Annotated in this window: 28 protein-coding genes; 15 read left to right on the top strand and 13 right to left on the bottom strand. The window is 66.8% G+C overall.

Annotation, left to right across the window (positions count from 1 at the left end; translation table 11 throughout):
- Nucleotides 1-6: 6 nt before the first annotated feature.
- Together AB6806_RS04335 and AB6806_RS04340 are read right to left on the bottom strand one after the other, a co-directional pair.
- Complete coding sequence (locus AB6806_RS04335; RefSeq protein ID WP_038368073.1) at nt 7-1,167, bottom strand: glycerophosphodiester phosphodiesterase; 1,161 nt, start codon at nt 1,165-1,167, stop codon at nt 7-9.
- A gap of 216 nt (nt 1,168-1,383) precedes the next feature.
- The gene (locus AB6806_RS04340) at nt 1,384-1,524 is read right to left on the bottom strand and encodes a hypothetical protein (RefSeq protein WP_166653092.1); all 141 of its coding nucleotides are present in this window, start codon (nt 1,522-1,524) and stop codon (nt 1,384-1,386) included.
- A gap of 182 nt (nt 1,525-1,706) precedes the next feature.
- On the opposite strand from AB6806_RS04340, the gene AB6806_RS04345 reads away from it, so the two are divergent.
- Both AB6806_RS04345 and guaA read left to right on the top strand, forming a co-directional pair.
- Entirely contained in the window at nt 1,707-3,005 is a 1,299-nt protein-coding gene (locus AB6806_RS04345) for an RsmB/NOP family class I SAM-dependent RNA methyltransferase (protein ID WP_370954161.1), read from the top strand.
- 108 nt (nt 3,006-3,113) lie between these two features.
- The gene (gene guaA / locus AB6806_RS04350) at nt 3,114-4,682 is read left to right on the top strand and encodes a glutamine-hydrolyzing GMP synthase (RefSeq protein ID WP_142020767.1); all 1,569 of its coding nucleotides are present in this window, start codon (nt 3,114-3,116) and stop codon (nt 4,680-4,682) included.
- A 16-nt stretch (nt 4,683-4,698) separates the two neighbouring features.
- Here the strand turns inward: guaA and AB6806_RS04355 are convergent, their stop codons facing one another.
- Nucleotides 4,699-5,382 (bottom strand): methyltransferase family protein, encoded by a 684-nt coding sequence (locus tag AB6806_RS04355; protein WP_142020768.1) that lies wholly within the window; start codon nt 5,380-5,382, stop codon nt 4,699-4,701.
- Nucleotides 5,383-5,449: 67 nt separating this feature from the next.
- Nucleotides 5,450-5,875, bottom strand: coding sequence for a GbsR/MarR family transcriptional regulator (locus AB6806_RS04360; protein WP_370954162.1), 426 nt, complete (start codon nt 5,873-5,875; stop codon nt 5,450-5,452).
- A 148-nt stretch (nt 5,876-6,023) separates the two neighbouring features.
- Here AB6806_RS04360 and AB6806_RS04365 point away from each other — a divergent pair, with 148 nt between their 5' ends.
- The 5 genes from AB6806_RS04365 (at nt 6,024) to AB6806_RS04385 (ending at nt 10,057) form a co-directional block, all read left to right on the top strand.
- Nucleotides 6,024-6,671 carry a 2'-5' RNA ligase family protein gene (locus AB6806_RS04365; RefSeq protein WP_142020770.1) on the top strand — a complete coding sequence of 216 codons (648 nt, stop codon included), beginning with the start codon at nt 6,024-6,026 and terminating at the stop codon, nt 6,669-6,671.
- Nucleotides 6,672-6,785: 114 nt separating this feature from the next.
- The gene (locus AB6806_RS04370; RefSeq protein WP_142020771.1) at nt 6,786-7,493 is read left to right on the top strand and encodes a glutathione S-transferase N-terminal domain-containing protein; all 708 of its coding nucleotides are present in this window, start codon (nt 6,786-6,788) and stop codon (nt 7,491-7,493) included.
- A 12-nt stretch (nt 7,494-7,505) separates the two neighbouring features.
- Nucleotides 7,506-7,862: an ArsC family reductase gene (locus tag AB6806_RS04375; protein ID WP_142020772.1), complete on the top strand. Its 357-nt coding sequence runs from the start codon at nt 7,506-7,508 to the stop codon at nt 7,860-7,862.
- A gap of 261 nt (nt 7,863-8,123) precedes the next feature.
- Nucleotides 8,124-9,278, top strand: a complete 1,155-nt coding sequence (tgt, locus tag AB6806_RS04380) for a tRNA guanosine(34) transglycosylase Tgt (RefSeq protein WP_142021060.1) — start codon at nt 8,124-8,126, stop codon at nt 9,276-9,278.
- Entirely contained in the window at nt 9,275-10,057 is a 783-nt protein-coding gene (locus AB6806_RS04385; protein ID WP_051988486.1) for a hypothetical protein, read from the top strand. Before tgt ends, AB6806_RS04385 begins: the two co-directional genes overlap by 4 nt.
- On the opposite strand, the gene AB6806_RS04390 is transcribed toward AB6806_RS04385, so the two are convergent.
- Entirely contained in the window at nt 9,977-10,960 is a 984-nt protein-coding gene (locus AB6806_RS04390) for a DMT family transporter (protein ID WP_142020773.1), read from the bottom strand. The two genes, AB6806_RS04385 and AB6806_RS04390, sit on opposite strands and share 81 nt — an antisense overlap.
- Nucleotides 10,961-11,132: 172 nt before the next feature.
- On the opposite strand from AB6806_RS04390, the gene AB6806_RS04395 reads away from it, so the two are divergent.
- On the top strand, nt 11,133-11,783 hold the full coding sequence (locus AB6806_RS04395) for a hypothetical protein (protein ID WP_142020774.1): 651 nt from the start codon (nt 11,133-11,135) through the stop codon (nt 11,781-11,783).
- Nucleotides 11,784-11,804: 21 nt separating this feature from the next.
- Here the strand turns inward: AB6806_RS04395 and eno are convergent, their stop codons facing one another.
- On the bottom strand, nt 11,805-13,088 hold the full coding sequence (gene eno, locus AB6806_RS04400) for a phosphopyruvate hydratase (RefSeq protein WP_370954163.1): 1,284 nt from the start codon (nt 13,086-13,088) through the stop codon (nt 11,805-11,807).
- A gap of 131 nt (nt 13,089-13,219) precedes the next feature.
- Here eno and AB6806_RS04405 point away from each other — a divergent pair, with 131 nt between their 5' ends.
- Nucleotides 13,220-13,513 (top strand): hypothetical protein, encoded by a 294-nt coding sequence (locus tag AB6806_RS04405; protein ID WP_142020776.1) that lies wholly within the window; start codon nt 13,220-13,222, stop codon nt 13,511-13,513.
- Here AB6806_RS04405 and AB6806_RS04410 read toward each other — a convergent pair whose 3' ends face one another.
- Nucleotides 13,514-13,744, bottom strand: coding sequence for a hypothetical protein (locus tag AB6806_RS04410; protein WP_038368040.1), 231 nt, complete (start codon nt 13,742-13,744; stop codon nt 13,514-13,516).
- Between the two features lie 323 nt (nt 13,745-14,067).
- Here AB6806_RS04410 and queF point away from each other — a divergent pair, with 323 nt between their 5' ends.
- A complete protein-coding gene (gene queF / locus AB6806_RS04415; protein ID WP_142020777.1) occupies nt 14,068-14,523 on the top strand; it encodes a preQ(1) synthase in 456 nt (151 codons plus the stop codon).
- 133 nt (nt 14,524-14,656) lie between these two features.
- Here the strand turns inward: queF and AB6806_RS04420 are convergent, their stop codons facing one another.
- Together AB6806_RS04420 and kdsA are read right to left on the bottom strand one after the other, a co-directional pair.
- A complete protein-coding gene (locus AB6806_RS04420) occupies nt 14,657-15,853 on the bottom strand; it encodes an MFS transporter (RefSeq protein WP_142020778.1) in 1,197 nt (398 codons plus the stop codon).
- On the bottom strand, nt 15,846-16,715 hold the full coding sequence (gene kdsA / locus AB6806_RS04425; RefSeq protein ID WP_038368036.1) for a 3-deoxy-8-phosphooctulonate synthase: 870 nt from the start codon (nt 16,713-16,715) through the stop codon (nt 15,846-15,848). Before kdsA ends, AB6806_RS04420 begins: the two co-directional genes overlap by 8 nt.
- Nucleotides 16,716-17,017: 302 nt before the next feature.
- Between kdsA and clpS the strand changes: the two genes are divergently transcribed.
- From clpS to AB6806_RS04450, 5 genes are all read left to right on the top strand, one after another.
- Nucleotides 17,018-17,359 (top strand): ATP-dependent Clp protease adapter ClpS, encoded by a 342-nt coding sequence (gene clpS / locus AB6806_RS04430; protein WP_038368775.1) that lies wholly within the window; start codon nt 17,018-17,020, stop codon nt 17,357-17,359.
- A 43-nt stretch (nt 17,360-17,402) separates the two neighbouring features.
- A complete protein-coding gene (gene clpA / locus AB6806_RS04435) occupies nt 17,403-19,955 on the top strand; it encodes an ATP-dependent Clp protease ATP-binding subunit ClpA (protein ID WP_133563854.1) in 2,553 nt (850 codons plus the stop codon).
- A 14-nt stretch (nt 19,956-19,969) separates the two neighbouring features.
- Entirely contained in the window at nt 19,970-20,254 is a 285-nt protein-coding gene (locus tag AB6806_RS04440) for a hypothetical protein (protein WP_038368030.1), read from the top strand.
- Between the two features lie 225 nt (nt 20,255-20,479).
- The gene (locus AB6806_RS04445) at nt 20,480-21,202 is read left to right on the top strand and encodes an AzlC family ABC transporter permease (protein ID WP_370954164.1); all 723 of its coding nucleotides are present in this window, start codon (nt 20,480-20,482) and stop codon (nt 21,200-21,202) included.
- Nucleotides 21,199-21,561 carry an AzlD domain-containing protein gene (locus AB6806_RS04450; protein ID WP_081925639.1) on the top strand — a complete coding sequence of 121 codons (363 nt, stop codon included), beginning with the start codon at nt 21,199-21,201 and terminating at the stop codon, nt 21,559-21,561. Before AB6806_RS04445 ends, AB6806_RS04450 begins: the two co-directional genes overlap by 4 nt.
- On the opposite strand, the gene AB6806_RS04455 is transcribed toward AB6806_RS04450, so the two are convergent.
- From AB6806_RS04455 to AB6806_RS04470, 4 genes are all read right to left on the bottom strand, one after another.
- Nucleotides 21,558-22,442, bottom strand: coding sequence for a sigma-70 family RNA polymerase sigma factor (locus AB6806_RS04455; protein ID WP_370954165.1), 885 nt, complete (start codon nt 22,440-22,442; stop codon nt 21,558-21,560). The two genes, AB6806_RS04450 and AB6806_RS04455, sit on opposite strands and share 4 nt — an antisense overlap.
- A 22-nt stretch (nt 22,443-22,464) precedes the next feature.
- Nucleotides 22,465-22,932: a carboxymuconolactone decarboxylase family protein gene (locus AB6806_RS04460; RefSeq protein WP_038368026.1), complete on the bottom strand. Its 468-nt coding sequence runs from the start codon at nt 22,930-22,932 to the stop codon at nt 22,465-22,467.
- Nucleotides 22,933-23,060: 128 nt separating this feature from the next.
- On the bottom strand, nt 23,061-23,525 hold the full coding sequence (locus AB6806_RS04465; RefSeq protein ID WP_370954166.1) for a carboxymuconolactone decarboxylase family protein: 465 nt from the start codon (nt 23,523-23,525) through the stop codon (nt 23,061-23,063).
- Between the two features lie 62 nt (nt 23,526-23,587).
- Nucleotides 23,588-24,016 carry an HIT family protein gene (locus AB6806_RS04470; protein WP_191123519.1) on the bottom strand — a complete coding sequence of 143 codons (429 nt, stop codon included), beginning with the start codon at nt 24,014-24,016 and terminating at the stop codon, nt 23,588-23,590.
- Nucleotides 24,017-24,052 lie beyond the last annotated feature (36 nt).

Below are 24,052 nucleotides of genomic sequence, written 5' to 3' on the forward strand. Positions count from 1 at the left end.
TGCGGCCTACTTGCCGTCGCGGGCTTTCACGGCGTGGTCGGTGAAGTCGGTGAACATGCCGTCGATGCCGAGCGCCAGATGGGCCTTGTATTCGGCAACCGGGTCGTTGTTGTAGTCGGCCGCGAGCCGGTGCGCCTCGCTGCGATAGGCCCACGGGTGGACCACCAGCCCGGCCGCATGCGCGTCCTTCACCACATTGGTCGGCGCGATGACGTTGCGGTCGCGCTCGTCGATCTTCCCGTCGCCGTTGAGGTCCTTCGGCTTGCCGTCCGGGCCGATCGTCTGCCGGGCGCCGATCAGATAGACCTTCCAGGGGCCGACGCCGTCGGCATAGGTCGCGATCTCCTTGAGGCCCTCCGGCGACAGCATGTCGGGGAAGGTGCGGCTGTCGCCGAGCACCGCGAAGTCGTAGGGCCGGTCGAAAGGGGCGGCCAGCGTAACCTTGCCGTCCTTGTCGATACCGTCGCCGTCGACGAGCTGCACGAGCCGGAGCTGCGTCTTCTTGCGCAGATATTTCAGGTTCGCCGTCTCGAAGCTCTGGATGAAGACCGGGGAGCTCTTCTGCGTCCAGCCTGCGTCCGTGAGCATGTCGAGCAGCTTGTCCTCGAAGGCGAGGCCGAGCGCGGCGTGGTAGGTCGGGTGCTTGGTTTCCGGATAGATGCCGATGGTCCGGCCGGTGCGGGCGCTCTCCGCCTTGGCGAGGTCGATCACCTCCTGGAAGGTCGGGATCTCGTATTTGCCGTTATGCGACTGATCGCGATCGGCGAAGGCCTGCTTGGCCCGCAGCGTCTTGATCTCGGCCAGTGTGAAGTCGTTGGCGAACCAGTCCGTGGTCTCGATGCCGTCGAGCTTGCGGGTGGTCTTGCGGCCGGCGAATTCCGGGCGGTCGGCGACATCGGTGGTGCCGCTCAGCATCGGCTCGTGGCGCACGACCAGCACGCCGTCCTTGGTCGAGACCAGGTCCGGTTCGATGAAGTCGGCACCGAGTGCGATGGCGCGCCGGTAACCTTCGAGCGTGTGCTCCGGCAGATAGCCGCTGGCGCCGCGATGGGCGATGACGAGAGGCGGTTGGCCCGAAAGCGTCGGCGCGGACTGCGCGCCGGCGGTCAGCGGTTGCAGCGCCAGGGCGGCGAAAAGCGATGTCGAGAAAAGCAGCGTCTTCTTCATGATGGGCCTCGGCTCGCGAAAGGGCGCGCGAAGCTAGGCCGCGGGATGTGACATCCCCATGAAGTGCGTTCGCGCCTGTGCGCTGCCGGCCGGGGACGGCCGACTGCGAACCGGACGTCAGGAATCTGTTTGGAAACTCTCGACCCTGCTCCGAGAGGCCATTCCGGGCGGAATGACGGCTCGGGATGAGGGTTCAGGGCGTTTCCAAACGGAACCTCAGCGGTGATTCTCGAGCGTGGTCTTGGCGTCGAGGCGCTTGGCGGGCGGCGGGGTCAGATCGGCCTGCGGCTGGGTGGCGCAAGCGGCGAGAGCGAAGGCGAAGAGGCCGAGAACGGCAAGGCGGGCGGCATTTTTCATGGTGTCGTGTCCCATTGGCCGCGACATGCGGTTGCATCGTCTTTCTGCTTATGAAACGACCGCGTCAAGAACATGCCGCCGCGATACCCATGCCGCAGCGACATGATGGAATGCGTTGAAACTGACCTTGCCCTTGTTTCGCGGCGCCATGCCCCAGCGGCCCGCGCCAGGATCGAACGACCATGACGCCAGCCGCCCGGATCAGCGCCGCCATCGAGGTGCTGCAGGACATCATCGAGCGCCGTCGCCCGGCTGCCGACGCGCTCAAGGATTGGGGCCTGTCGCGCCGCTTCGCCGGCTCCAAGGACCGCGCGGCCGTCGCCTCGCTGGTCTATGACGCGCTGCGTCGCAAGGCCTCCTCCAGCTACGCCATGGCTTCCGAGGAGCCGCGCGCGCTGGTGCTGGGCATGCTGATGGGCCTGCGCGGCCTGCCGCTCGCCGAGATCGCCGCGCTTTGCTCCGGCGAGAACCACGCGCCCGCGCCGCTCAGCGCCGATGAGACGGCCCTGCTCACCGCCCTTTCGGATGACGATGCGCCCGACTGGATTCGCGCGGACGTGCCGGAATGGCTCTGGCCCGCCTTCGAGGCGGCGTTCGGCGCGATGGCGGTGGAGGAGGCGCGGGCCTTGGCGGCGCGCGCTCCCGTCGATCTGCGCGTCAACCGGCTCAAGGCCAGCCGCGAGGCGGTGCTGAAGGATCTCGCCCATCTTCAGCCGGAAGAGGGCGCCTGGTCGCCCGACGCCTTGCGCTTCCAGCCCGGCCATGACGGGCGCGGCCCGTCGCTCCAGACTGAAGCCCCCTTCTTTGCCGGTGCCTTCGAAATCCAGGACGAAGGCTCGCAGCTCGTGACCTTGCTCGCCGGCGCGAAGCCCGGCGATACGGTGATCGATCTTTGCGCCGGGGCAGGGGGCAAGACGCTGGCGCTGGCGGCGCTGATGGCCAATCGCGGCAATCTCTACGCCACCGATCTCGACAGCCGCCGCCTTGCCCCGCTGCATGACCGGCTGGCGCGCTCGGGCGCCGACATCGTCGATATCCGCATTCCGCGCTCGCGCGGCCACGAGCCTTTGGCGGATGTCGCCGGACAGGCCGATCTCGTTCTGGTCGATGCGCCCTGCACCGGCTCCGGCACATGGCGGCGCAATCCCGATGCGAAATGGCGCGTGCGCCCCGGCGCGCTCGCCGAGCGGATCAAGGACCAGGCCGAGGTGCTGGCCCGCGCCGCCAGGCTGGTGAAGCCGGGCGGGCGCATCGCCTATATCACCTGCTCGATGCTGCCGGAGGAGAACGACGAGGCGATCCGCGCCTTCCTCGGCCGTCACCAGGGCTTCGCCGCGGTGGCGCCGATCGACGTGCTCACCGGGGCCGAGAGCGACTTCTCCCTGCTCGCCCGCTTCGCCACGGAATTCGGCCTGCAGCTCTCGCCGCGCCGGACCGGGACGGACGGGTTCTATCTGGCTTGCCTGCGACGCGGGGATTGAGGCGGGGGCAGCCATTGCGCGCGCCCGCGTGATCCATACTCTGCGGCCGCATCGGATTGCCCCGAAAAGTGGGTTCCACTTTTCGGTCCGATGCTCTAACGGGACGCGATGACGAGCGCTCAGCCCCATCACGACTCCATCCTCATCATCGATTTCGGCTCGCAGGTGACGCAGCTGATCGCGCGGCGCATCCGCGAGATCGGCGTCTATTGCGAGATCGCCCCGTTCCAGTCGGCGGGCGAGGCGTTCCAGCGGCTGAAGCCCAAGGGCGTGATCTTCTCCGGCGGCCCAGCTTCCGTGCCGGATGAGGGTAGCCCGCGCGCGCCGGAGGCGGTGTTCACCGCGAATATCCCGCTGATGGGCATCTGCTACGGCCAGCAGACCATGGCGCATCAGCTCGGCGGCAAGGTCGAGGGCGGACACGCCGCCGAGTTCGGCCGCGCCGATGTCGAGATCGTCGCGCCCTCGAAGCTGTTCGAAGGCGTCTGGGAGAAGGGCGCGCGCTATCCGGTCTGGATGAGCCATGGCGACCGCGTCACCGAATTGCCGCAGGGCTTTTCGGTCAAGGCGACCTCGGAGAACGCCCCCTTCGCGGTGGCAAGCGATGAAGAGCGGCGCTTCTACACCACGATGTTCCACCCGGAGGTGGTCCACACTCCGGATGGCGGCAAGCTGCTGCGCAATTTCGTCGTCGAAATCTGCGGCTGCAAGCCGGACTGGAGCATGTCGGCCTATCGCGCCGAGATGCAGAAGAAGATCAAGGATCAGGTCGGCAGCGGCCGCGTCATCTGCGGGCTCTCCGGCGGCGTCGACTCGGCGGTGGCTGCGGTGCTGATCCATGAGGCGATCGGCGACCAGCTTACCTGCGTCTTCGTCGATCATGGGTTGATGCGCCTCGGCGAGGCCGAGCAGGTCGTGACCCTGTTCAGGGATCACTACAACATCCCGCTCGTCCATGTTGAGGCCGAGGAGCTTTTCCTCTCCGAGCTGGAGAAGGTCGGTCCCGATCCGGAAGCCAAGCGCAAGACCATCGGCCGGCTCTTCATCGAGGTCTTCGATGCGGAAGCCGCCAAGATCGGCGGCGCCGACTTCCTGGCACAGGGCACGCTCTATCCCGACGTGATCGAGAGCGTCTCCTTCTCCGGCGGCCCCTCGGTGACGATCAAGAGCCACCACAATGTCGGCGGCCTGCCCGAGCGCATGAAGATGAAGCTCGTCGAGCCGCTGCGCGAATTGTTCAAGGACGAGGTCCGCGTGCTCGGCCGCGAGCTCGGCCTGCCCGAGGCCTTCGTCGGCCGCCATCCCTTCCCGGGGCCGGGTCTCGCCATCCGCTGCCCCGGCGAGATCACCAAGGAGAAGCTCGACATCCTGCGCAAGGCCGATGCGATCTATCTCGACGAGATCCGCAAGGCGGGCCTCTACGACGTGATCTGGCAGGCCTTCGCCGTGCTGCTGCCGGTGCGCACCGTCGGCGTGATGGGCGACTACCGCACCTACGACCATGTCTGCGCGCTGCGCGCGGTGACCTCGGTCGACGGCATGACGGCGGATTTCTATCCCTTCGACATGAATTTCCTTGGCCGTGCGGCGACCCGCATCATCAACGAGGTCAAGGGCATCAACCGCGTCGTCTACGACGTGACCAGCAAGCCGCCCGGCACGATCGAGTGGGAGTGACCGCGGGTCAGTCGTCTCACCAGATAAGCGGTATCAGGCGCCAGCGCACGCGGTGCGCATAGTCCTCATAGCCCTCGAGGCCCGTCCGCAGCGCCTGCTCCTCGATGCCGATCCGGATGCCGAACAGGAGGGCGAGGATGGGGACTGTCGCAAGTCCCCACCACGAGCCGAGCACGAGCGACGTGCCGGCGATGTAGAAGAGCGAGCCGAAATACATGGGATGGCGGACAATGGCATAAGGGCCTGTCGAGATGACCGCCTGTCCGCGATCCTTTTGTATTTTCACGACCGGTGCCGCGAAGCTGTTCGTGCGCATGACCCAGTAAACGAAGACCAGCGCCGCCAGAAGAAGGGCGCAACCTGCCCACTGCACGGATGGCGGCATGGTCGACCAGTGCCAGCGCGCCGCATCGGCTGCCATGAAGCCCATGCCTCCGAAGATGAGGAGCAGGATCGGGACGAGAACCAGCTTGTCGGCTAGAGGCTGGTCCTTCTGCATGGGCGACTTCAGGCGTTCTCTGAGGAGCCCGGGATCGATACGCGCCATGATCGCCCCAAACAGGATCGAGAGCGCGACCATCAGGCCGAGATAGAGCCAGCCGCCGGCATAGTCGGTCGTGCCCGCGGCACCGAAGATGATCGCGCCCATGAAGCCGAACCAGACGATCGTCTGGAGGATAAGATTGAGAACGAGACTCATTGCCTGCCTCTCGCGTCGAAGCTGTTGATCCTTCCGCGCGGCATACGCCGCTGCGGGAGTTCGTTTCTCACCGGGGTCGCCGGCCACGCTTCCAGCGGCTCATGGCGTCTTCCATGGCGCCACGCATCACCCGATAGAAATCGGCCATCTCGTCGAGACGCGCGCTTGCCGTTTTGGACGCGGCGATTTCGGCTCCGGCGTTCAGCTGTTCGGCCAAGGCGTCGAGCAGGCGGTTCTGCTGCCGGATCATGACGTCGTAGTCGTCGGCCACGGCATAGAGCGCACGCTTTGTCCCGGGCTGACTGTGGCGACGCGCCAGCGTGTAGCTCTCCAACAGTCGCGCGGCGACGCTTGCACTGCTCTTGCTGATCTCGAGGCCCTCGGTGATCTGGTCGAGGCTGACGGGGTCGGAGCAGAGAAGCAGATAGCCATAAAGGCGAGCCGCGACGGGCGGCACGCCCCAGGGCGTGAGCAGCCGGGCCACGTCCTCCACGAACCGTTGCTCATCCTTGCTGGGCTTGTTTGATATATTCGGCATATTCCGAATATAAGGGAAATGCGGCTGGCGGCAAGCCTCAAGAGCGATGCCTCATGACAGTCTTCGAGCGCAAAATCGCGGTGTGCCCCGGGTCCCGGGCCCGGTGGCGCAAGAGGAAAATCACGATTTACGATCGTTCCTGATTTGTTCTAGAATACTGTCCTCGGCCATCTTTTCGAAGGAGGCGACCATGGAACGGGGTGTCCGGCCGCCCGAACGGGCGAATTACTTCTTCGCGCTCCTGCCCAACCCCGTCGCGGCGGCCGCGGCCGACCATATGGCCCGCGCGCTGCGCAATTGGTTCAATCTGTCCGGCAATCCACGCGGTATCGGCAAATACCACGTCACGCTGTGGGGATGGCCTGAACGTCGCGAACCGGATTCGCAGGAACTCGCCTTGATGCACTGCGCGGCGGGGCGTGTCAGGCAGAATGGCTTCAAGCTGCGGCTCGACGAAGTCGCGACCTTCGCCCAAGGATTGGAGAAACCGGCGCTCGTCATGACCGGCCAGGACAGCGTGATCGGGGCTGACCGGCTTCACGACAGGCTGGATCGGGAACTGCGGGCAGGCGGCTTTCGGGGCAGGCGCTCTCCCTGCCATCCTCATCTGACGCTGCTCTATGCCCGCTTTCGGACGAAGGCGTTCCGCGTGCGGCCGCTGGGCTGGCGCGTGGCGGACTTCGCCCTGATCCGGAGCGTTCCGCACCAGCCTTATGAAATCCTCGGCCGCTGGCCCCTGGCCAATCGCTGATCGTGCACCATCGCAAACCGGCTTTGCGAAGCTAATGCGGTTGCCCCGTTGCCTTGAGCCCATCCGGCTCTATCGTGCCCGCCCGAAGCTCTCCCGATTCAACCGGAGCACCCGATGGCCGATCTTTCCGCTTTCCCGATCACCAAGCGCTGGCCCGCCAGCCATCCCGACCGCATCCAGCTCTATTCGCTGCCGACGCCCAACGGCGTGAAGGCCTCGATCGCGCTGGAGGAGCTGGAACTGCCCTATGAGCCGCATCTGATCGACATCGGCAAGAACGAGACCTGGGGACCGGAATTCCTCTCGCTTAACCCCAACGGCAAGATCCCGGCGATCATCGACCCCGATGGGCCGGACGGGAAGCCCTTCGGTCTGTGGGAATCCGGCGCGATCCTGCTCTATCTCGCCGAGAAGACCGGCAAGCTCCTGCCGAAGGACCCTGCCGCCCGCTACGAGACCATCCAGTGGGTCTTCTTCCAGATGGCGGCGATCGGGCCGATGTTCGGCCAGCTCGGCTTCTTCCATAAATTCGCCGGGCGCGAATATGAGGACAAGCGCCCGCGTGATCGTTACGCGAACGAAAGCAAGCGCCTGCTCGGCGTGCTGGAGGACCGGCTGGGCAGCCGCACCTGGATCATGGGCGACGACTATACCATCGCCGATATTTCCATGCTCGGCTGGGTGCGCAACCTCGTCGGCTTCTATGGCGCCGGCGAACTCGTCGGCTATGCCAGCCTGACGCATGTGCCGATCTGGCTGGAACGCTGCCTGTCGCGCCCGGCGGTGCAGCGCGGCCTCGACAGCCCGAAGCGTCCGGCCTGAGGCGCGCTCGGTATGACGACGACGATCCACGGCATCAAGAACTGCGACACGATGAAGAAGGCGCGCGCCTGGCTCGACAGCCACGGCGTCGCTCACGCCTTCCACGACTACAAGGCGAGCGGCATCGACCGCACCTCGCTGGAAGGCTGGGTGAAGGAGCATGGCTGGGAGACGGTGCTGAACCGTGCCGGGACGACCTTCCGGGCTCTGCCGGATGCCGAGAAGCAGGGGCTCGACGCGGGCAAGGCGATCGCGCTGATGCTGGCGAACCCCTCGATGATCAAGCGCCCGGTGCTCGATCTCGGTAAGGGCAGCACGATCGTCGGCTTCAAGCCGGAGATCTACGAGACGGCGCTGGTGGGGAAGTAGCGACGCCGCTTTAACACGGGGGATGGGCGGGAAGGCGCGGGTCATCCCGGACAAGCTGCGTAGCGGCGCCGATCCGGGATCCATGGCTGAGCCTTTCCGATGAAGGTTCCGGCATGGATCCCGGGTCTCCCTGCGGTCGCCCGGGATGACGATTTGATCGGGATTCCCGGTGAGGGCGCATGGCTCATCCGGCGCGCGGGTCTCTTCCCTAAACCGGCGCGCTGCTCTACCTCGCAGGCTATGACCGTTCAGCCCCAGCCCATGCAGCCGGACATCGCTGCCACTCCCGAATTCACCTTCAAGGTCGCGGCCCGCGACGGTGCCGCGCGCACCGGCGCGATCAGCATGCCGCGCGGCGTCATCCGCACGCCGGCCTTCATGCCGGTCGGCACGGCCGCGACCGTCAAGGGCATGTATCCCGAGCAGGTGAGGGCGCTCGGCGCCGATGTCGTGCTCGGCAACACCTATCATCTGATGCTGCGCCCGGGGGCCGAGCGTATCGCGAGGCTCGGCGGGCTGCACAAGTTCATGAACTGGCCTCACCCGATCCTGACCGACTCGGGCGGGTTCCAGGTGATGTCCCTGTCGCAGCTCAGGAAGCTGACCGAGGAGGGCGTCACCTTCCAATCGCATATCGACGGCTCGAAGCATGTGATGACTCCCGAGCGCTCGGTCGAGATCCAGAACCTGCTCGGCTCCGACATCGTGATGCAGCTCGACGAATGCGTCGCGCTGCCCTGCGAGGACAAGGTGGCCGAGAAGGCGATGCGCCTGTCGCTGCGCTGGGCCGAGCGCTGCAAAACGGCCTTCGGCACCCATCCGGGCCGCGCGCTGTTCGGCATCGTGCAGGGCGGGGCTGTGCCGAGCCTGCGCGTCGAGAGCGCACGCGAGCTCGCCGCGATGGATCTCAAGGGCTATGCCGTCGGCGGCCTCGCGGTCGGAGAGCCGCAGGAGGTCATGCTGGCGATGATCGAGGCCGTCGAGCCGCATCTGCCGCAGGAGAAGCCGCGCTATCTGATGGGCGTCGGCACGCCCGACGACATCGTCGAGGCGGTTTCGCGCGGCATCGACATGTTCGACTGCGTGATGCCGACGCGCGCCGGTCGCCATGGCCAGATCTTCACCCGCTTCGGCCGGATGAACCTCAAGAACGCCAAGCACGCCGAGGATCCGCGCCCGATCGACGAGCAATCCGCCTGCCCGGCCGCGAATGGCTGGTCGCGCGCCTATCTGCACCATCTGGTCAAGGCCGAGGAGATGCTCGGCAAGATGCTGCTGACCTGGGTGAACCTCGCCTATTATCAGGAGCTGATGGCCGGCCTGCGCGCCGCCATCGCGGCCGGGCGCCTCGCCGATTTCATCGCCGAGACGAAGGAAGGCTGGGCCAGGGGCGAGCCCGGAAGCGGCCCGGCGTGACCGTTACCGATCCCGGCCTGCTGCTCGTCAAGATGGCGATCGCGGCCGCTGTGGTGGTCACCTGTTCGCTGATCGCCGAGCGCAGCGGGCCGAAGCTCGCGGCGATGATCGCCACCTTGCCGATCTCGCTCGGCCCGGTCCTGTTCTTCCTGGCGCTCGAGCACGAGCCGGCCTTTATCGCCGAGAGCGCCCGCGGCACGATGCATTCCAACGTCGCCAATGCCGGCTTCGTCCTGGCCTATGTCCTGGCGGCGCAACGCCTTGCGACGCTGCCGAGCCTTGCTGCCGCGCTGACGGCCTGGATCGCGGTGCTGCTCGGGGTGCGAGCCCTGTCGCTGGCGGCTTTGCCCCTGACGCTGCTCGCCACGGTCGCGCTGGTCCTTGTCCATCTCCTGGTGCGGCCGTTTCTCGCCGCGCGGCCCTCCGTCCTGTCAAAGCGGGCCTGGTTCGCAGTCCCGCTGCGCGCCGCTTGCGTCGCCGCCTTGGTCGGCGGCGTCACCGTGGCGAGCCATCAGGTCGGGGCGAACTGGTCGGGCATCCTCGCCGGGCTCCCGCTGGTGCTGTCGAGCCTCGTCCTGATCCTGCAGCCGCGCATCGGCGGGGCCGCGACCGCCGCCCTGATCGGGAATGGCGCGCTCGGCCTGCTCGGCGTCGGCCTCGGCCTGGCCGTGCTCCACTTCACGGCCGTCCCGCTCGGCTCAGGAACGGCGCTGGCTCTCGGATTGCTGTTGTCGATCTGCTGGAATCTCGGGCTCCTGGCGCACCGGCCGGCGCCATGACGCCACGAACAGCCCGCTGACGATCAGACCGAATCCGGCGAGCTGCATTGGGCCGGGGAGCTCGCCCAGCACCGGAATGGCGAGCGTTGTGCCGGTGACAGGGATCAGCGGCGGAAACCGCCCGACCACGGCGGCGCCCAGCACATGCGCGGCCCAGCCCCAGAGCCACAGACCCAGGATGACGTTGACGACGCCCTGATAGAGCGCATGCAGGAGGATAACCCACCAGGGCGCGATGTCGAAGCCGCGGAAGAAGAACAGGAAGTAGATCGGCAGATAGGCGAGCGACAGCACCGAGACGATCACCGCCCCCTTGAGGCCGTCGATCTTCCAGAGCTGGATCAGCAGTGGGTAGAAGCCCCAGAGCAGCCCGACGCCGAGGAAGCAGAGATCGCCCCTGAGCGTCTCGGACGCCGCCCCGCTGCTGCCGGCGAAGGCGAGGAAGCTCAAGCCGCAGATCACGCCGAGGATGCCGACGATCAGCGGCGCGGAGAGCCTTGCTCCGAACAGGACCACGCTGCCGACGATGCCGATCACGGTCACGGTGCCGGGGCCGATCGTGGCGCCATGGGCGGCGGGAGCCATCGTGAGGCCGGTCAGCATCAGGAAGGTCATCGGGAAGCCGCTGGTCGCCGCGAGCCAGAGGCCACGGTTCCAGCCGACGCCGCCACAGGTGGCCAAGCCGCCCCCGCGCAGGAAGAGTGGCATCAGCAACAGGCCCGCCGTCGCGAAACGCAGTGCCATCAGATCATGCGGGCCGACGCCGTTGAGCATGGCGTGCCGGCTGACGACGAAGTTGGAGCCGAAGATCAGCACGCTGAGCAGCATGCCGGCGACGGCGAGCCGGCGTCGGCGTCGTTCCTTGTCCTGAGGTGCGGGAAGGCTGGCGACGCGCTGATCCATGCGCTGGCATAGCGCGATTGCTGCACTGCCGTTACGGGCCGTTCCGCATGGCGCCCGCGCTTGCGGATGCGAACCGCAATTGCGCCCCGGTTCGGCCCTTCTGCCGCCCACAGGGCAGGGCTTGTTGGCTCCCGCGAGCCAAAGGGGCAGCGAGCGATCCGGAGTGGCAGCGATGTCCAGCACCCTCTATCCACCCAGCCCGGCAGCGATGGCGAGCCGGCTCGGCCACCACCTCCTGCTTTCGCTGGGCGTGGTGACGACTGTTGCTTTGCTCGCGGCGCTGCCTGCGCTTCTGTCCGGTACCGCGCCCGGACAGGGAGCCCGCGCCGCGATCGGCAATCAGGCGTCCGTACCGGTGCTGGCGATGCTGCGGAACGGCAAGATCGCCGACCGGCTGGAGCGCATCTCGGCCGGGGGCGCGGAGATCCTGGCCAACGCGCCGGTCACGCCGGCGGCGCTGGCGATGCCGATGTCGTTGAATTGGCCGGAAACCGGGGAATGGGCGCCGCCGCAGCTCGCGATGCTCTCCGAGCGCCGGCCGCGGGCGGGCGACAGCACGCCCCGTGCAGTGTCGCGCCGGAGCGCTTCGCCGACGACCCGCGCCGTTGCGGCATCGGGGCCGCTGGTCATCCTGCCCCCCGCCGCGGCGACGGCGATCGAGGTTGCGACGACGGCCGAGACGTCCCACGACGATTCCTGGAGCCGTCTCGTGATCGCACCGGCGACGAAGGTCGTCGATGCCGTTTCGGGGGCTGCTGGCGGCGTGCAGGCCGTCGGCTCCTGGGGCCTGTCGCAGGCGAGCGGCCTGCTGCCGCGCTGGTGAGCGCGGCAGCGCGGGCCTCGATCAGGCGAGGGCCTTCAGCGCGGCGCGGCCGGCATAGATCGCCTGCGTGCCGAGTTCTTCCTCGATGCGCAGAAGCTGGTTGTATTTCGCGGTCCGGTCAGAGCGGGCGAGCGAGCCGGTCTTGATCTGCCCGCAATTGGTGGCGACGGCGAGGTCGGCGATGGTCGAGTCCTCGGTCTCGCCCGAGCGGTGCGACATCACCGCCGTGTAGCCGGCGCGCTGCGCCATATCGACGGCGGCGAGAGTCTCGGTCAGCGTGCCGATCTGGTTGACCTTGACCAGGATCGAATTCGCCGTCTTGCCCTTGATGCCGCGCGACAGGCGCTCGACATTGGTGACGAAGAGATCGTCGCCGACGAGCTGGCACTTCGCCCCGACGAGGTCGGTCAAAGCCTTCCAGCCCTCCCAGTCATCCTCGGCCATGCCGTCCTCGATCGAGACGATCGGGTAGCTGCCGACGAGCTTGGCGAGGTACTTGGCCTGCGCCTTGGGATCGCGCGTCTTGCGCTCGCCCTCATAGACATAGGAACCGTCCTTGAAGAACTCGGTCGCGGCGCAGTCGAGCGCCAGCGCGATGTCCTCGCCCGGCTTGTAGCCGGCCGCCTCGACCGCCTGCATGACGAAATCCAGTGCCGCTTCCGCCGACTTGATGTTGGGGGCGAAGCCGCCCTCGTCGCCGACATTGGTGTTGTGGCCGGCGTCGTGCAGCTTCTTCTTCAGCGTGTGGAAGATCTCCGAGCCCATGCGCAGGCCTTCCGCGAAGGAGGTCGCGCCGATCGGCATCACCATGAATTCCTGGAAGTCGATCGGATTGTCGGCATGGGCGCCGCCATTGACGATGTTCATCATCGGCACGGGCAGGACGCGGGCCGAGGTACCGCCGACATAGCGGTAGAGCGGCAGGCCGGACGCCTCGGCAGCAGCCTTGGCGACGGCAAGCGAGACGCCGAGGATGGCGTTGGCGCCGAGCTTGCGCTTGTTCGGCGTGCCGTCGAGCTCGATCATCGTCTGGTCGATCGCGGTCTGGTCCTCGGCGTCCATCGCGACGATCGCCTCGGCGATCGCGACATTGACCGACTCGACCGCCTGCAGGACGCCCTTGCCGAGATAGCGCGACTTGTCGCCGTCGCGCAGCTCCACCGCCTCATGCGCGCCGGTCGAGGCGCCGGAGGGAACGGCGGCGCGGCCCATCGAGCCGTCCTCGAGCACCACATCGACCTCGACCGTCGGATTGCCGCGGGAATCGAGGATCTGGCGTCCGATGATGTCGATGATGGCGGTCATGGCAGGCTCCGGAGAAGGGGCAAGCGGGAAGGACAGGCAGCTTCTAGAGGCTGTTCCCGGCCTTGGCTAGACATCGGGTGAGGTCACGCCGGCCGGGACGTCGCGGTCCGGGGTGCCATCATGAGGCCGCCTTGTTGATTGTGCATTGTGGCAAGGTCGATCGCGCTTCTGACCCGAGCGATCCGGCGAAAGAAGACGGTGTGAAGAGCGGCTACTCTGGAACGCGGACCGGCAATGCGTGGCGCGATGATTGCGGATTTTTCGATGGTTTTGGCGCTTCGCCTCATCGGGAAACAAGCATGTTCCAGAATATGTCCGCTCGTCGTCGCCCCTCTCTCGCCCTTGTCCTGTTCTGGTGCGCGCTGACCGTCGCGTGGTGGGTCGGCCTGTGCCTCTACGCCGGCAGGCCGATCTGGTTCTGGTGATCACGCCTCGTCATCCGGCGTGGCGAAATAGCTGCCAAGCAGGAAGCCGCTCTGGAGCGCGAACAGATAGCCGATCCAGATGAAGAGGGTGAAGAAGCTCAGCTCTCCGCGGATCAACCAGAGCGGAAAGAAGAAGAGCGTCAAGGCGGCGCTGGCAATGACGATGGCCGGATAGCCATAGGACAGGCCAATCAGAATACCGAGCAGAAATAATATACCCGCAATTATCATAAAATTATCGGGATCTGATCCGTTACGCTATTGATTTGCACTATGATGTTGCATGGTGCGTCGCAAGGATGCGTGTGGAAGATCGATAAATATTGAGATATCGCGCCCGGTAGGTCTTTAGGGCGATCTCTGCGCTTGTCCGATACGGGCGAGGCTATGCGGCCCGGCCCCGATGCGCGCCGAAGGGTCATGCGCCTGCGCGGGCAGCTCCCACCATCGCGCAAGATGCTCTGGCCAAAGGGTTGGGGCAGGATTCTCGCGAAAAACCGGCTCCCACTGTTTCGCGTCCTGCTCTAGAAGCGGCGCAAACACAGGAGCATCCGATGTCCATCGACGCCTCGACCTTGCAGCTCGGGCAAGCCAGCGCGCTGCCGGCCTCGCCGCAGGAAGCCCGCCTCGACCGCGTGCCCAATCCCCATGCCGGCACGTATTATCTCGCCCGCTTCACCTGCCCGGAATTCACCTCGATCTGTCCGGTGACGGGCCAGCCGGATTTCGGCATCCTCGTCATCGACTATCTGCCGGGCCAGTGGCTGGTGGAGTCGAAGTCGCTCAAGCTCTATCTCGCCTCGTTCCGCAACCACGGCGCCTTCCATGAGGATTGCACCGTCGGCATCGGCAAGACGCTGGTCGATCTGCTGGAGCCGGAATGGTTCCGCATCGGCGGCTACTGGTATCCGCGCGGCGGCATCCCGATCGACGTGTTCTGGCAGACCGGCGAGCCGCCGAAGGGGCTCTGGCTGCCCGACCAGGGCGTCGCGCCCTATCGCGGGCGCTGAGGCCGTCCGGACGATTGGGAGCCGGGCGTCATTCTCGGGCCTGACCCGAGATCTCCGGGCAGAGGGGCGCGGGGAACGTCCTTCGGGAAGACATGCTCGGGTCAAGCCCGAGCATGTCGGCGGCGTATACCTCTCAGGTCCGCGAGCCCAAGGGCGGCAGCAGCTTCGGCGCCATCAGCCCGAGCAGGCCGACGGCGGTGCCGAAGAGGGCGAGCGCTCCTTGCGTGCCGAGCGCTTGAAGGGCCGAGCCCATCAGCAGCGGCCCGGTCGCATGGCCCATGAAGAAGAAGCAGGCGAAGAGGGCCATGGCCGAACCGCGTGCCGTGGGAGCGAGCTCCGTCGCCTGGGCCTGAAACGTGCCGTGGATCAGGAAGAATCCGAAGCCGATTGACAGGAAGACGCCGATCGACGTCCACCATGGCGCTGGCAGGATGAAGGCGAAATCGGCCAGCGCCACGGCAAGCCCGCCAAGGCGCATCATCTGCGCGGGTCCGACGCGCTGGACAAGGATGCGCGTCAGCAGGCCATAGACCAACCCGCCAAGCCCCATCGCGCCGATGGCGATCCCCGCCTCGGATGGGCCGGTGCCCGAGCGCTCGTGCAGGATCGCAGCGACGAAGGGTGGCAAGCCGAAGATCAGCGCGCCTTCCAGTAGCACGAGGCCGTACAGCACCTTGCTGCGCGGATTGGCGAAGACGGCTGCGTAGCTCGTCATGGCGCCGGCGAGACTCAGCGGCGGCCGTTCGGCGAGGGGCCGGGGCTTCAGGACGAGCCGCACCACCAGCGCGCCGCAGGCCGCGAGCGCGGCAGCCACCCCCAGCACCGCCCGCCAGCCGATATGGTCGGCGACCACCCCCGAGAACGAGGCGCCCGCCATCTGGCCGATGATCATGATGACGAGGAAGCGACCGAGCATGATCTGCCGCTCGGCCATCGGAGCCCTATCGCCGATCGCCGCCATCGCGGCGGGGATCACGCCGCCCGCCATCACGCCGGCTCCGGCACGCAGCGCGAACAGCATCCAGTAGTTGGTGGCGAAGGCCGCAAGGCCGGACAGCACGCACAGCAAGGCGAGGCAGGTCGAGATGCTGCGCAGCTTCCCGACCGAGTCGGCGATCGGACCGAGGAAGGGCTGGCCGAGCGCATAGCAGCCGGCGAAGGCCGTCACCAGGAAGGCGATCTGGTGGACGCTCTGGCCGAATTCGGCGGCGAGGGTCGGCACCAGCGGGTCGACCAGCCGCATGGTGAACGTCGAGGCGAAGCCGCACAGCCCCAGCACGGGGATGAGGGCGCCGAGATCATGGCCGGCGGCCGGCTTCGGCTCAGACATAGGCCAGGTTTGGCGATGGACGGCCCTTGGCGAGACGATCGAAACCCTGCAGCTCGGCGATCAGGCTCTGGAACTCCGACAGCGGCACCATGTTCGGCCCGTCGGACGGCGCCTTGTCCGGGTCGGGATGCGTCTCGATGAAGACGCCGGCGACGCCGACCGCCACCGCCGCGCGCGCCAGCACCGGCACGAATTCGCGCTGCCCCCCGGAGGAGGAGCCCTTGCCGCCCGGCTGCTGCACCGAATGGGTGGCGTCGAAGATCACGGGGGCGCCGATCTCGGCCATGATCGGCAGGGAACGCATGTCGGTGACCAGCGTATTGTAGCCGAAGGAAGCGCCGCGCTCGGTCAGCATGACATTCGCATTGCCGCTTTCCGTTACCTTGTTGGCGACGTTCACCATATCCCAGGGAGCGAGGAACTGACCCTTCTTGATGTTGACCACCCGGCCGGTCTTCGCCGCCGCGACAAGCAGGTCGGTCTGGCGGCAGAGAAAGGCGGGGATCTGCAGCACGTCCACCACCTCGGCCACGGGCGCGCATTGACTCGCATCATGCACGTCGGTCAGGACGGGCATGCCGGTGCGCTCGCGGATCTCCGCGAAGACGGGCAGGGCGGCTTCCAGCCCCATGCCGCGCTGGCCGCGCACGCTGGTCCGGTTCGCCTTGTCGAAGGAGGTCTTGAACACCAGCCCGATGCCGAGCGCCGTCGCGATCTCCTTGAGCGCCAGCGCGCATTCCAGCGCATGGCCCCGGCTTTCCATCTGGCAGGGGCCGGCGATCAGCGCGAGCGGCAGGGCGTTGCCGAAGCGCACGGGCCGGGCGAGATCCTCGCCGATGGAGACGATGGCGTGCGGGGTCATGGCATTTCCTTTGCGGGCGGGCAGCCGGGCATATGGCTGCTGCACCGCCCCGGTCAAGTCGCGGTCCGGGGTCAGGGCGGGCGAGGCCAGCGCAGAGTTGATCGGCTGCGACGCGAACAGGCTGGCGAAGCGGAGACGAGGTCTGTAAATTCGGTGACGAAGCACTATCTTGGATCGTGATGCGGGATCGGTTGGGTACGGCGCGGACGGATATGAGCGAGGCAGGCCAGGGCAGAGCGATGCGAGCCGGGATTTCGCAGGGGATGTCCGCGCGCGCTGAGCGTGTCGCGGGCACCGTCGGCATGGCCGACCGCCCGAAACGGGCCGGGCCGCCGGCCGATGGCGGGCGCGAGGGAACCGGGACGGCGGTGCTGACCCGGACTCGCACGCGCAAGCCCAATCTTTATCGTGTCCTGCTCTTGAACGACGACTACACGCCGATGGAGTTCGTCGTTCACGTGCTGGAGCGGTTCTTCAACAAGGATCGCTCCGAAGCCACGCGGATCATGATGCATGTGCATCAGAACGGCGTCGGCGAATGCGGCGTCTTCACTTACGAGGTCGCCGAGACCAAGGTTACGCTGGTGATGGATCTGGCGCGCAAGCACATGCATCCGCTGCAATGCGTGATGGAGAAGAAGTAGCCTTGGGTATTTCACCCTCTCAAAACAGATAGGAGCGCGCCCCTTGCCGAGTTTCTCGCGCAGTCTCGAACAGGCGCTTCACCGGGCTCTGGCTCTGGCCAATGAGCGCCGCCACGAATACGCCACTCTCGAGCATCTCCTGCTCGCGCTGGTCGATGATCAGGACGCGGCCGCGGTGATGCGCGCCTGCAGCGTCGATCTCGACCTGCTTCGTCGCAACCTCGTCGACTACATCGACGCCGAGCTGACCAATCTGGTCACCGACGGCCGTGACGATTCCAAGCCGACGGCGGGCTTCCAGCGCGTGATCCAGCGCGCCGTCATTCATGTCCAGTCCTCCGGCCGCGAGGAGGTGACCGGCGCCAACGTGCTCGTCGCGATGTTCGCCGAGCGCGAGAGCCACGCCGCCTACTTCCTGCAGGAGCAGGACATGACCCGCTATGATGCGGTCAACTACATCAGCCACGGCATCGCCAAGCGCCCGGGCGCCAGCGAGAGCCGTCCGGTGCGCGGCGCCGAGGACGATGCCGAGCCGCAGCGTGAGCAGCGCGCCGAGCAGGGCCAAAGCGACGACAAGGAGAAGAAGAAAAAGGAAAGCGCGCTCGACGCTTACTGCGTCAACCTCAACCGCAAGGCGAGGGACGGGCGCATCGATCCGCTGATCGGCCGCGAGGCCGAGGTCCAGCGCACCATCCAGATCCTCTGCCGCCGCCAGAAGAACAACCCCCTGCTGGTCGGCGACCCCGGCGTCGGCAAGACCGCGATCGCCGAGGGCCTCGCGCTCAAGATCATCCGCGGCGAGGTGCCGGAGGTGCTGCACGACGCCACCGTCTTCTCGCTCGACATGGGCACGCTGCTCGCCGGCACGCGCTATCGCGGCGACTTCGAGGAGCGCCTCAAGCAGGTGATGAAGGAGATCGAGCAGCACCCGAAGGCGATCATGTTCATCGACGAGATCCATACGGTGATCGGCGCCGGTGCGACCTCGGGCGGCGCGATGGACGCCTCCAACCTGCTCAAGCCCGCGCTCGCCTCCGGCACGCTGCGCTGCATCGGCTCGACCACCTACAAGGAATACCGCCAGTATTTCGAGAAGGACCGGGCGCTGGTGCGCCGCTTCCAGAAGATCGACGTCAACGAGCCGTCGATCCCGGACACGATCGAGATCCTCAAGGGCCTCAAGCCCTATTTCGAGGAGTTCCACAAGCTGCGCTACACCAGCGACGCCATCAAGGCGGCGGTGGAGCTCTCGGCGCGCTACATCCATGATCGCAAGCTGCCGGACAAGGCGATCGACGTCATCGACGAGACCGGCGCCTCGCAGATGCTGCTGCCCGAGGGCAAGCGCAAGAAGACCATCGGCGTGAAGGAGGTCGAGGTCGCGATTTCGACCATGGCCCGCATCCCGGCCAAGACCGTCTCGAAGGACGATGCCGAGGTGCTGCGCAACCTCGAGGAGACGCTGAAGCGCTCCGTCTACGGCCAGGAGAAGGCGATCGAGGCGCTGTCCTCGGCGATCAAGCTCGCCCGTGCCGGCCTGCGCGATGGCGAGAAGCCGATCGGCAGCTATCTCTTCGCCGGCCCGACCGGCGTCGGCAAGACGGAGGTCGCGCGCCAGCTCGCCTCTTCGCTCGGCGTGGAGCTGATCCGCTTCGACATGTCGGAATATATGGAGCGCCACACCGTTTCGCGGCTGATCGGTGCGCCTCCGGGCTATGTCGGCTTCGACCAGGGCGGCCTGCTGACCGACCAGATCGACCAGCATCCGCACTCGGTCCTGCTGCTCGACGAGATCGAGAAGGCCCATCCCGACCTGTTCAACATCCTCCTGCAGGTGATGGACCACGGCAAGCTGACCGACAACAACGGCAAGCAGGTCGATTTCAGGAACGTCATCCTGATCATGACGACCAATGCCGGCGCGGCCGATCTGGCCAAGAACGCCTATGGCTTCACCCGCCAGAAGCGCGAGGGTGACGATACCGAGGCGATCAACAAGCTGTTCGCGCCGGAGTTCCGCAACCGTCTCGATGCGACGATCTCCTTCGGCCACCTGCCGAAGACCGTGGTCGCCCGCGTCGTCGACAAGTTCGTGCTCCAGCTCGAGGCGCAGCTCGCCGACCGCAACGTCACCATCGAGCTCTCGGACGAGGCGCGCGACTGGCTGGTCGAGAACGGCTATGACGAGGCGATGGGCGCCCGGCCGATGGCCCGGCTCATCCAGCAGACGATCAAAACGCCGCTCGCCGACGAGGTGCTGTTCGGGCGCCTCAAGGGCGGCGGCGCCGTCAAGGTCGTGGTCGTCCAGTCCGAGACCGGCATCAAGGTGCTCGGCCTCGAGTTCCCCGATGGCCCGGTCAAGCCGAAGCCGGAGAAGGATGTCGTGGCCGCCACCGCAAAGCGCGAGCCGAAGTCGCGCGCCAAGGCGTCGGGCGCCGCCCCGGCCAAGCCCGTTCCGCCTCGTCGTGCTCCCAAAGGTGGTGCAGGGTCAGGCGGCACGGGGTCGAATGGGGCACCGGGCGGCTCGGCCGCGCCGACCAAGGCGTCCGGCCGTGCCGTCCGCACGGTGCCGAAGGTTCCGCTGACCAAGGCGTGAGAAGGCGTTAAGACGTGCTGTTCAGACGGAAGACTGCGACGCTGGCGACCGAGACCGGCGAGGTCGCGACCGAAACCGCCGCGCCACCGCCGCGGCAGAAGGAAAAGCTCGGCTGGTTCGAGAAGCGCAGCCGCCGCCGGCGGCGGCGCATCATTTTCGAGGAGGTGCTGGGCTGGATCCTGGTCCCGGCCTTCATCTATTTGATCTATCTCGGCATCAAGTCGGTCGGCGGCATCCCCAAGGAGCTGGTCGACTTCGCCAACGAGCTGATCGCCATGGCCCTGAAGGGCAAGGGCTGAGGCGCCGCCGTCATCCCGCGCGCGGCGAAGCCATGGCTCGTCGCTGAACCCTGAAGCTGTGCGGTGCTCGCGGATTCCGGTTCGCCGCCTGGTTCCCTTTGCAACTACCGCAGGGCAGGCCGGCTTGCTGATGTCTATGCAAGCGTCGGCTGCGTGAACGATAGAGGAGAGGGCTCCGGATTCGCCGGGACCTGAACCCTCCCGAGCCTTCCCGCCGATGACCGCATGAGCGTATCCGCCGATTGGAGCTGGCAGCGCGTCGCGTTGGCCGGCATGCGCGACGCGCTGTCGCTGCCGGCCTGGATCGTCGGCTTCGGCCTGGTCGGCATCGGCTCTCTGGCGCGCGATGTCGGCTATCCCGTCGGCAGCGCGGTCCTGTCCACCATTCTCGTCTGGGCCGGCCCCTCTCAGGTGCTGTTCTTTGCCTCGATCGCGGCGGGCGCGGCCTGGAGCGCGATCGCCATCGCGATCGGCTTTGCGTCGCTGCGCTTCCTGCCGATGACGGTCGCGATCCTGCCCTTGCTGCGCCGCCCCGGCCAGAGCGTCTGGCTGCAGCTCCTGCTGGCGCATTACGTCGCCGTCACCGCCTGGACCGAGGGTCTGCGACGGCTGCCGGCGATCCCGCTGCACCAGCGCGTTCCCTATTTCCTCGCCTTCGCCAACACCTGCATGGCGGTGAGCGCCCTCGGCACCTTCGCGGGCTATTATCTCGTCGAGGCGCTGCCCTTGCCGTTCGCCGCCGGGCTGCTCTGCCTCACGCCGATCTTCTTCCTCGTCTCGCTCACGGCGGGGCTGCGCCATCGCGGCGACGTGGTCGCGTTGATCCTCGGCCTCGTGCTGGCCCCGATCTGCGAGCGCTTCATCGGCGGCGGCTTCGACCTCATCGTGGCCGGACTCGTCGCCGGGACCATCGCGCTCTTCGTCGGCAAAAGGCGAAAGACGGCATGACCCAGCCCATCGCCTGGCTCGACGGGCCGTATTGGCCCTATCTCGCGCTCTTTCTGTTCGCGGTGCTGCCGACGGAGATCTGGCGTTGGCTCGCCGTGGTCTTCGCGCGCGGGCTCGGTGCCGAATCGGCGCTGCTCGACTGGGTCCGCGCCGTTGCAACCGCGCTGCTCGCCGGCATCGTCGCCAAGCTCATCGTCTCGCCGCCGGGTGCGCTGGCTCACGCGCCGCTGCTGATACGGATCACGGCGCTGGCCGCCGCCGTCGCCGTCATGGCGATCGATCGGCGGCGCATGATGCTGGCGGTGCTGATGGGAGAGGCGGTGCTGATCGGTGGCGTCTGGCTGTTCGGAGCGGTCTAGCTGCCTTTGAGGCGGTCGCGCACCGGGCCCAGCTTGTCCGGGTTGCGGATGACGTAGATCGCATGGACCTGGCCATCGCGGATATCGAGCACCACGGCCTGCTCGGTGTCGGTTTCCGCGCTGATATAGCCGGGCATCCCGTTGATCAGCACCGGCTCGTAGCGTGGAGCGAAACCCTGCTGCTCCGGCTTGCGGGCGAGGCCGGCGAAGAAGCGGCCGATCTTGTCGCGCCCGAAGATCGGGTTGAGCACCGAGCTCGCCTTGCCGCCGCCGTCGCCATGCAACACCGCATCCTGCGCGAGCAGCCCCTTCAGGGCTGTGGGATCGGTGCTGTGGGCCGCTTCGAAGAAGGCGATGGCGTAGCGGCGGGCCTCGTCCGGCGAGAGCGGGTGGCGGGGGGCATCCTGCCGCGCATGCCGGCGCGCCCGCGAGACGAGCTGCCGGCACGCCGCCTCGCTGCGCCCCAGCGTGTCGGCGATGTCGGAGAACGGCACGTCGAACACGTCGTGCAGCAGGAACGCGGCGCGCTCGAGCGGCGACAATCGCTCCAGGGCGAGCTGCAGCACATAGGGAATGTCGAGATTGTCCTTGTCGTCGGAGGGGCCGCCGATCTCCTCGATCAGCGGTTCCGGCAACCAGGCTCCGACATAGGTCTCACGCCGCCGCCGGGCCGATTTCATCATGTCGAGGCAAAGCCGCGTCACCACGCGCCCGAGCCAGGCGCGCGGGTTCGCCAGCGCTTCGGGCGCGGATGCGTGCCAGCGCAACCAGGCATCCTGCACCACATCCTCGGCGTCGCTGAGCGAGCCGAGCATGCGGTAGGCCAGGCGCGTCAGATAGGGCCGGTGAAGCTCGAAGCCGGCGGCGGTGGCGTCCGTCATGAAATCCCGTGTATACGGATTCCTAGGCTGCCGCAGCCTTCGGCGCCCTGTCATTGGGATGGTGCAAACGGAAGCCGATCGCGATCCGGTTCCAGACATTGATCGCGCCGATCAGCAGGGTGAGTTTCACCATTTCCTCCCCGCTGAAATGGCGCAAGGCTTCTTCATAATCGGCATCCGGCGCATGGGTCTGCGACACCAGCGTCAGCGCCTCGGTCCAGGTCAGGGCGGCGCGCTCGCGCGGCGTATAGAGCGCGGATTCATGCCAGGCGCTCAGCAGGTAGAGCCGGGCCTCGCTCTCGCCGGCCTTGCGGGCGTCGGCGGAGTGCATGTGCAGGCAATAGGCGCAGCCGTTGATCTGAGAGGCCCGCATTTTCACGAGCTCGATCAGGCTGTGCTCGAGGCCGGAATTCGCGACCGCCTCCTCGAGCGCCATCATCGGCTTCAATGCATCGGGGGCGGTCGTATAGGGGTTGAGGCGTTTGTTCATGGCGGTTCTCGCTGGCATCGGATCGAAAAGTGGAGTCCACTTTTCGGAGAAATCCGATGAGATGAGAGAGATAGCAGTTGCCGGCCCGCAGGTTCTGCCTGTGGCCGGGCCCGGTCAAGGCGGGAGCGTCAGGCGGCGGCCTTCGCCGGCTTGTCGGCCGGATGGCGCGTGCGGAAGCCGGCATTGATCCGGTTCCAGCTGTTGATCGCGCCGATGGCGAGCGACAGGTCGACGCATTCCTTCTCGCTGAAATGCGCGCGCAATTCCGCGAAGGCCTCGTCGCTCGGCGCGCCTTGCGAGAGCCGGGTCAGTGCCTCCGTCCAGGCCAACGCCGCGCGCTCGCGCGGGGTGTAGAGGTCCGATTCGTGCCAGGCGTCGAGCAGATAGAGCCGGGCCTCGGTTTCGCCGGCCTTGCGCGCATCGGCGGCGTGCATGTGCAGGCAATAGGCGCAAATATTGATCTGCGAGGCCCGCATCTTCACCAGCTCGAGCAGGCTGTGCTCCAGCCCACATTCATTGATGTAGGTCTGCGTCTTCAGCAGCGCGTCGATCGCGCCGGGCGCGGCCTGAAAGGCGTTGAGGCGTTGGCTCATGGTTCGTCTCCATCAGTTGATGAAGACAGGACGAGGCAGCCTGCGCCGCTGTGACATGCTCCTCAGGAATTTTTCAACGCGGCGCGAATCTTTTCGGCATGGGCGGCGAGGATCTCCGGCTTTTCCATCGCGCCGGTATGGGGCCTGAGCGCCACGCCCTCGAAGCGCGGCATGACATGGACATGCAGGTGGAACACGACCTGGCCGCCGGCCGACTCGTTGAACTGCTGGATGGTGAGCCCGTCGGCGTCGAAGGCGGCCTTCACGGCATGCGAGAGCTTCTGCGTGGTCAGCGCGACGGCTTTCAGCGCTTCGGGCGGGGCGTCGAAGATGTTGCGGCAGGCGGCTTTCGGGAGCACCAGCACATGCCCGTCGGCGCGCGGCATGATGTCCATGATCGCGAGCGTCTCGGCGTCCTCGTAGACGGTCTGGGAGGGCAGTTCGCCGCGCAGGATCTTGGCGAAGACATTGGACGGGTCATAGGCGCTCATGGCGGGTCCGGCTGGTTCGACGAAGGTGTCGCAACC

This window comes from Allobosea sp. RCC_152_1 (assembly GCF_041360765.1).
Lineage (GTDB): Bacteria > Pseudomonadota > Alphaproteobacteria > Rhizobiales > Beijerinckiaceae > Allobosea > Allobosea spartocytisi.

What these genes read in the sequence shown, in the direction of transcription:
- AB6806_RS04335 (WP_038368073.1), bottom strand. Translation starts at nt 1,167, where the DNA reads ATGAAGAAGACGCTGCTTTTCTCGACATCGCTTTTCGCCGCCCTGGCG.
- AB6806_RS04340 (WP_166653092.1), bottom strand. Translation starts at nt 1,524, where the DNA reads ATGAAAAATGCCGCCCGCCTTGCCGTTCTCGGCCTCTTCGCCTTCGCT.
- AB6806_RS04345 (WP_370954161.1), top strand. Translation starts at nt 1,707, where the DNA reads ATGACGCCAGCCGCCCGGATCAGCGCCGCCATCGAGGTGCTGCAGGAC.
- guaA (WP_142020767.1), top strand. Translation starts at nt 3,114, where the DNA reads ATGACGAGCGCTCAGCCCCATCACGACTCCATCCTCATCATCGATTTC.
- AB6806_RS04355 (WP_142020768.1), bottom strand. Translation starts at nt 5,382, where the DNA reads ATGAGTCTCGTTCTCAATCTTATCCTCCAGACGATCGTCTGGTTCGGC.
- AB6806_RS04370 (WP_142020771.1), top strand. Translation starts at nt 6,786, where the DNA reads ATGGCCGATCTTTCCGCTTTCCCGATCACCAAGCGCTGGCCCGCCAGC.
- AB6806_RS04375 (WP_142020772.1), top strand. Translation starts at nt 7,506, where the DNA reads ATGACGACGACGATCCACGGCATCAAGAACTGCGACACGATGAAGAAG.
- tgt (WP_142021060.1), top strand. Translation starts at nt 8,124, where the DNA reads ATGCAGCCGGACATCGCTGCCACTCCCGAATTCACCTTCAAGGTCGCG.
- AB6806_RS04390 (WP_142020773.1), bottom strand. Translation starts at nt 10,960, where the DNA reads ATGGATCAGCGCGTCGCCAGCCTTCCCGCACCTCAGGACAAGGAACGA.
- AB6806_RS04395 (WP_142020774.1), top strand. Translation starts at nt 11,133, where the DNA reads ATGTCCAGCACCCTCTATCCACCCAGCCCGGCAGCGATGGCGAGCCGG.
- eno (WP_370954163.1), bottom strand. Translation starts at nt 13,088, where the DNA reads ATGACCGCCATCATCGACATCATCGGACGCCAGATCCTCGATTCCCGC.
- AB6806_RS04410 (WP_038368040.1), bottom strand. Translation starts at nt 13,744, where the DNA reads ATGATAATTGCGGGTATATTATTTCTGCTCGGTATTCTGATTGGCCTG.
- queF (WP_142020777.1), top strand. Translation starts at nt 14,068, where the DNA reads ATGTCCATCGACGCCTCGACCTTGCAGCTCGGGCAAGCCAGCGCGCTG.
- AB6806_RS04420 (WP_142020778.1), bottom strand. Translation starts at nt 15,853, where the DNA reads ATGTCTGAGCCGAAGCCGGCCGCCGGCCATGATCTCGGCGCCCTCATC.
- kdsA (WP_038368036.1), bottom strand. Translation starts at nt 16,715, where the DNA reads ATGACCCCGCACGCCATCGTCTCCATCGGCGAGGATCTCGCCCGGCCC.
- clpS (WP_038368775.1), top strand. Translation starts at nt 17,018, where the DNA reads ATGGCCGACCGCCCGAAACGGGCCGGGCCGCCGGCCGATGGCGGGCGC.
- AB6806_RS04445 (WP_370954164.1), top strand. Translation starts at nt 20,480, where the DNA reads ATGAGCGTATCCGCCGATTGGAGCTGGCAGCGCGTCGCGTTGGCCGGC.
- AB6806_RS04450 (WP_081925639.1), top strand. Translation starts at nt 21,199, where the DNA reads ATGACCCAGCCCATCGCCTGGCTCGACGGGCCGTATTGGCCCTATCTC.
- AB6806_RS04455 (WP_370954165.1), bottom strand. Translation starts at nt 22,442, where the DNA reads ATGACGGACGCCACCGCCGCCGGCTTCGAGCTTCACCGGCCCTATCTG.
- AB6806_RS04460 (WP_038368026.1), bottom strand. Translation starts at nt 22,932, where the DNA reads ATGAACAAACGCCTCAACCCCTATACGACCGCCCCCGATGCATTGAAG.
- AB6806_RS04465 (WP_370954166.1), bottom strand. Translation starts at nt 23,525, where the DNA reads ATGAGCCAACGCCTCAACGCCTTTCAGGCCGCGCCCGGCGCGATCGAC.
- AB6806_RS04470 (WP_191123519.1), bottom strand. Translation starts at nt 24,016, where the DNA reads ATGAGCGCCTATGACCCGTCCAATGTCTTCGCCAAGATCCTGCGCGGC.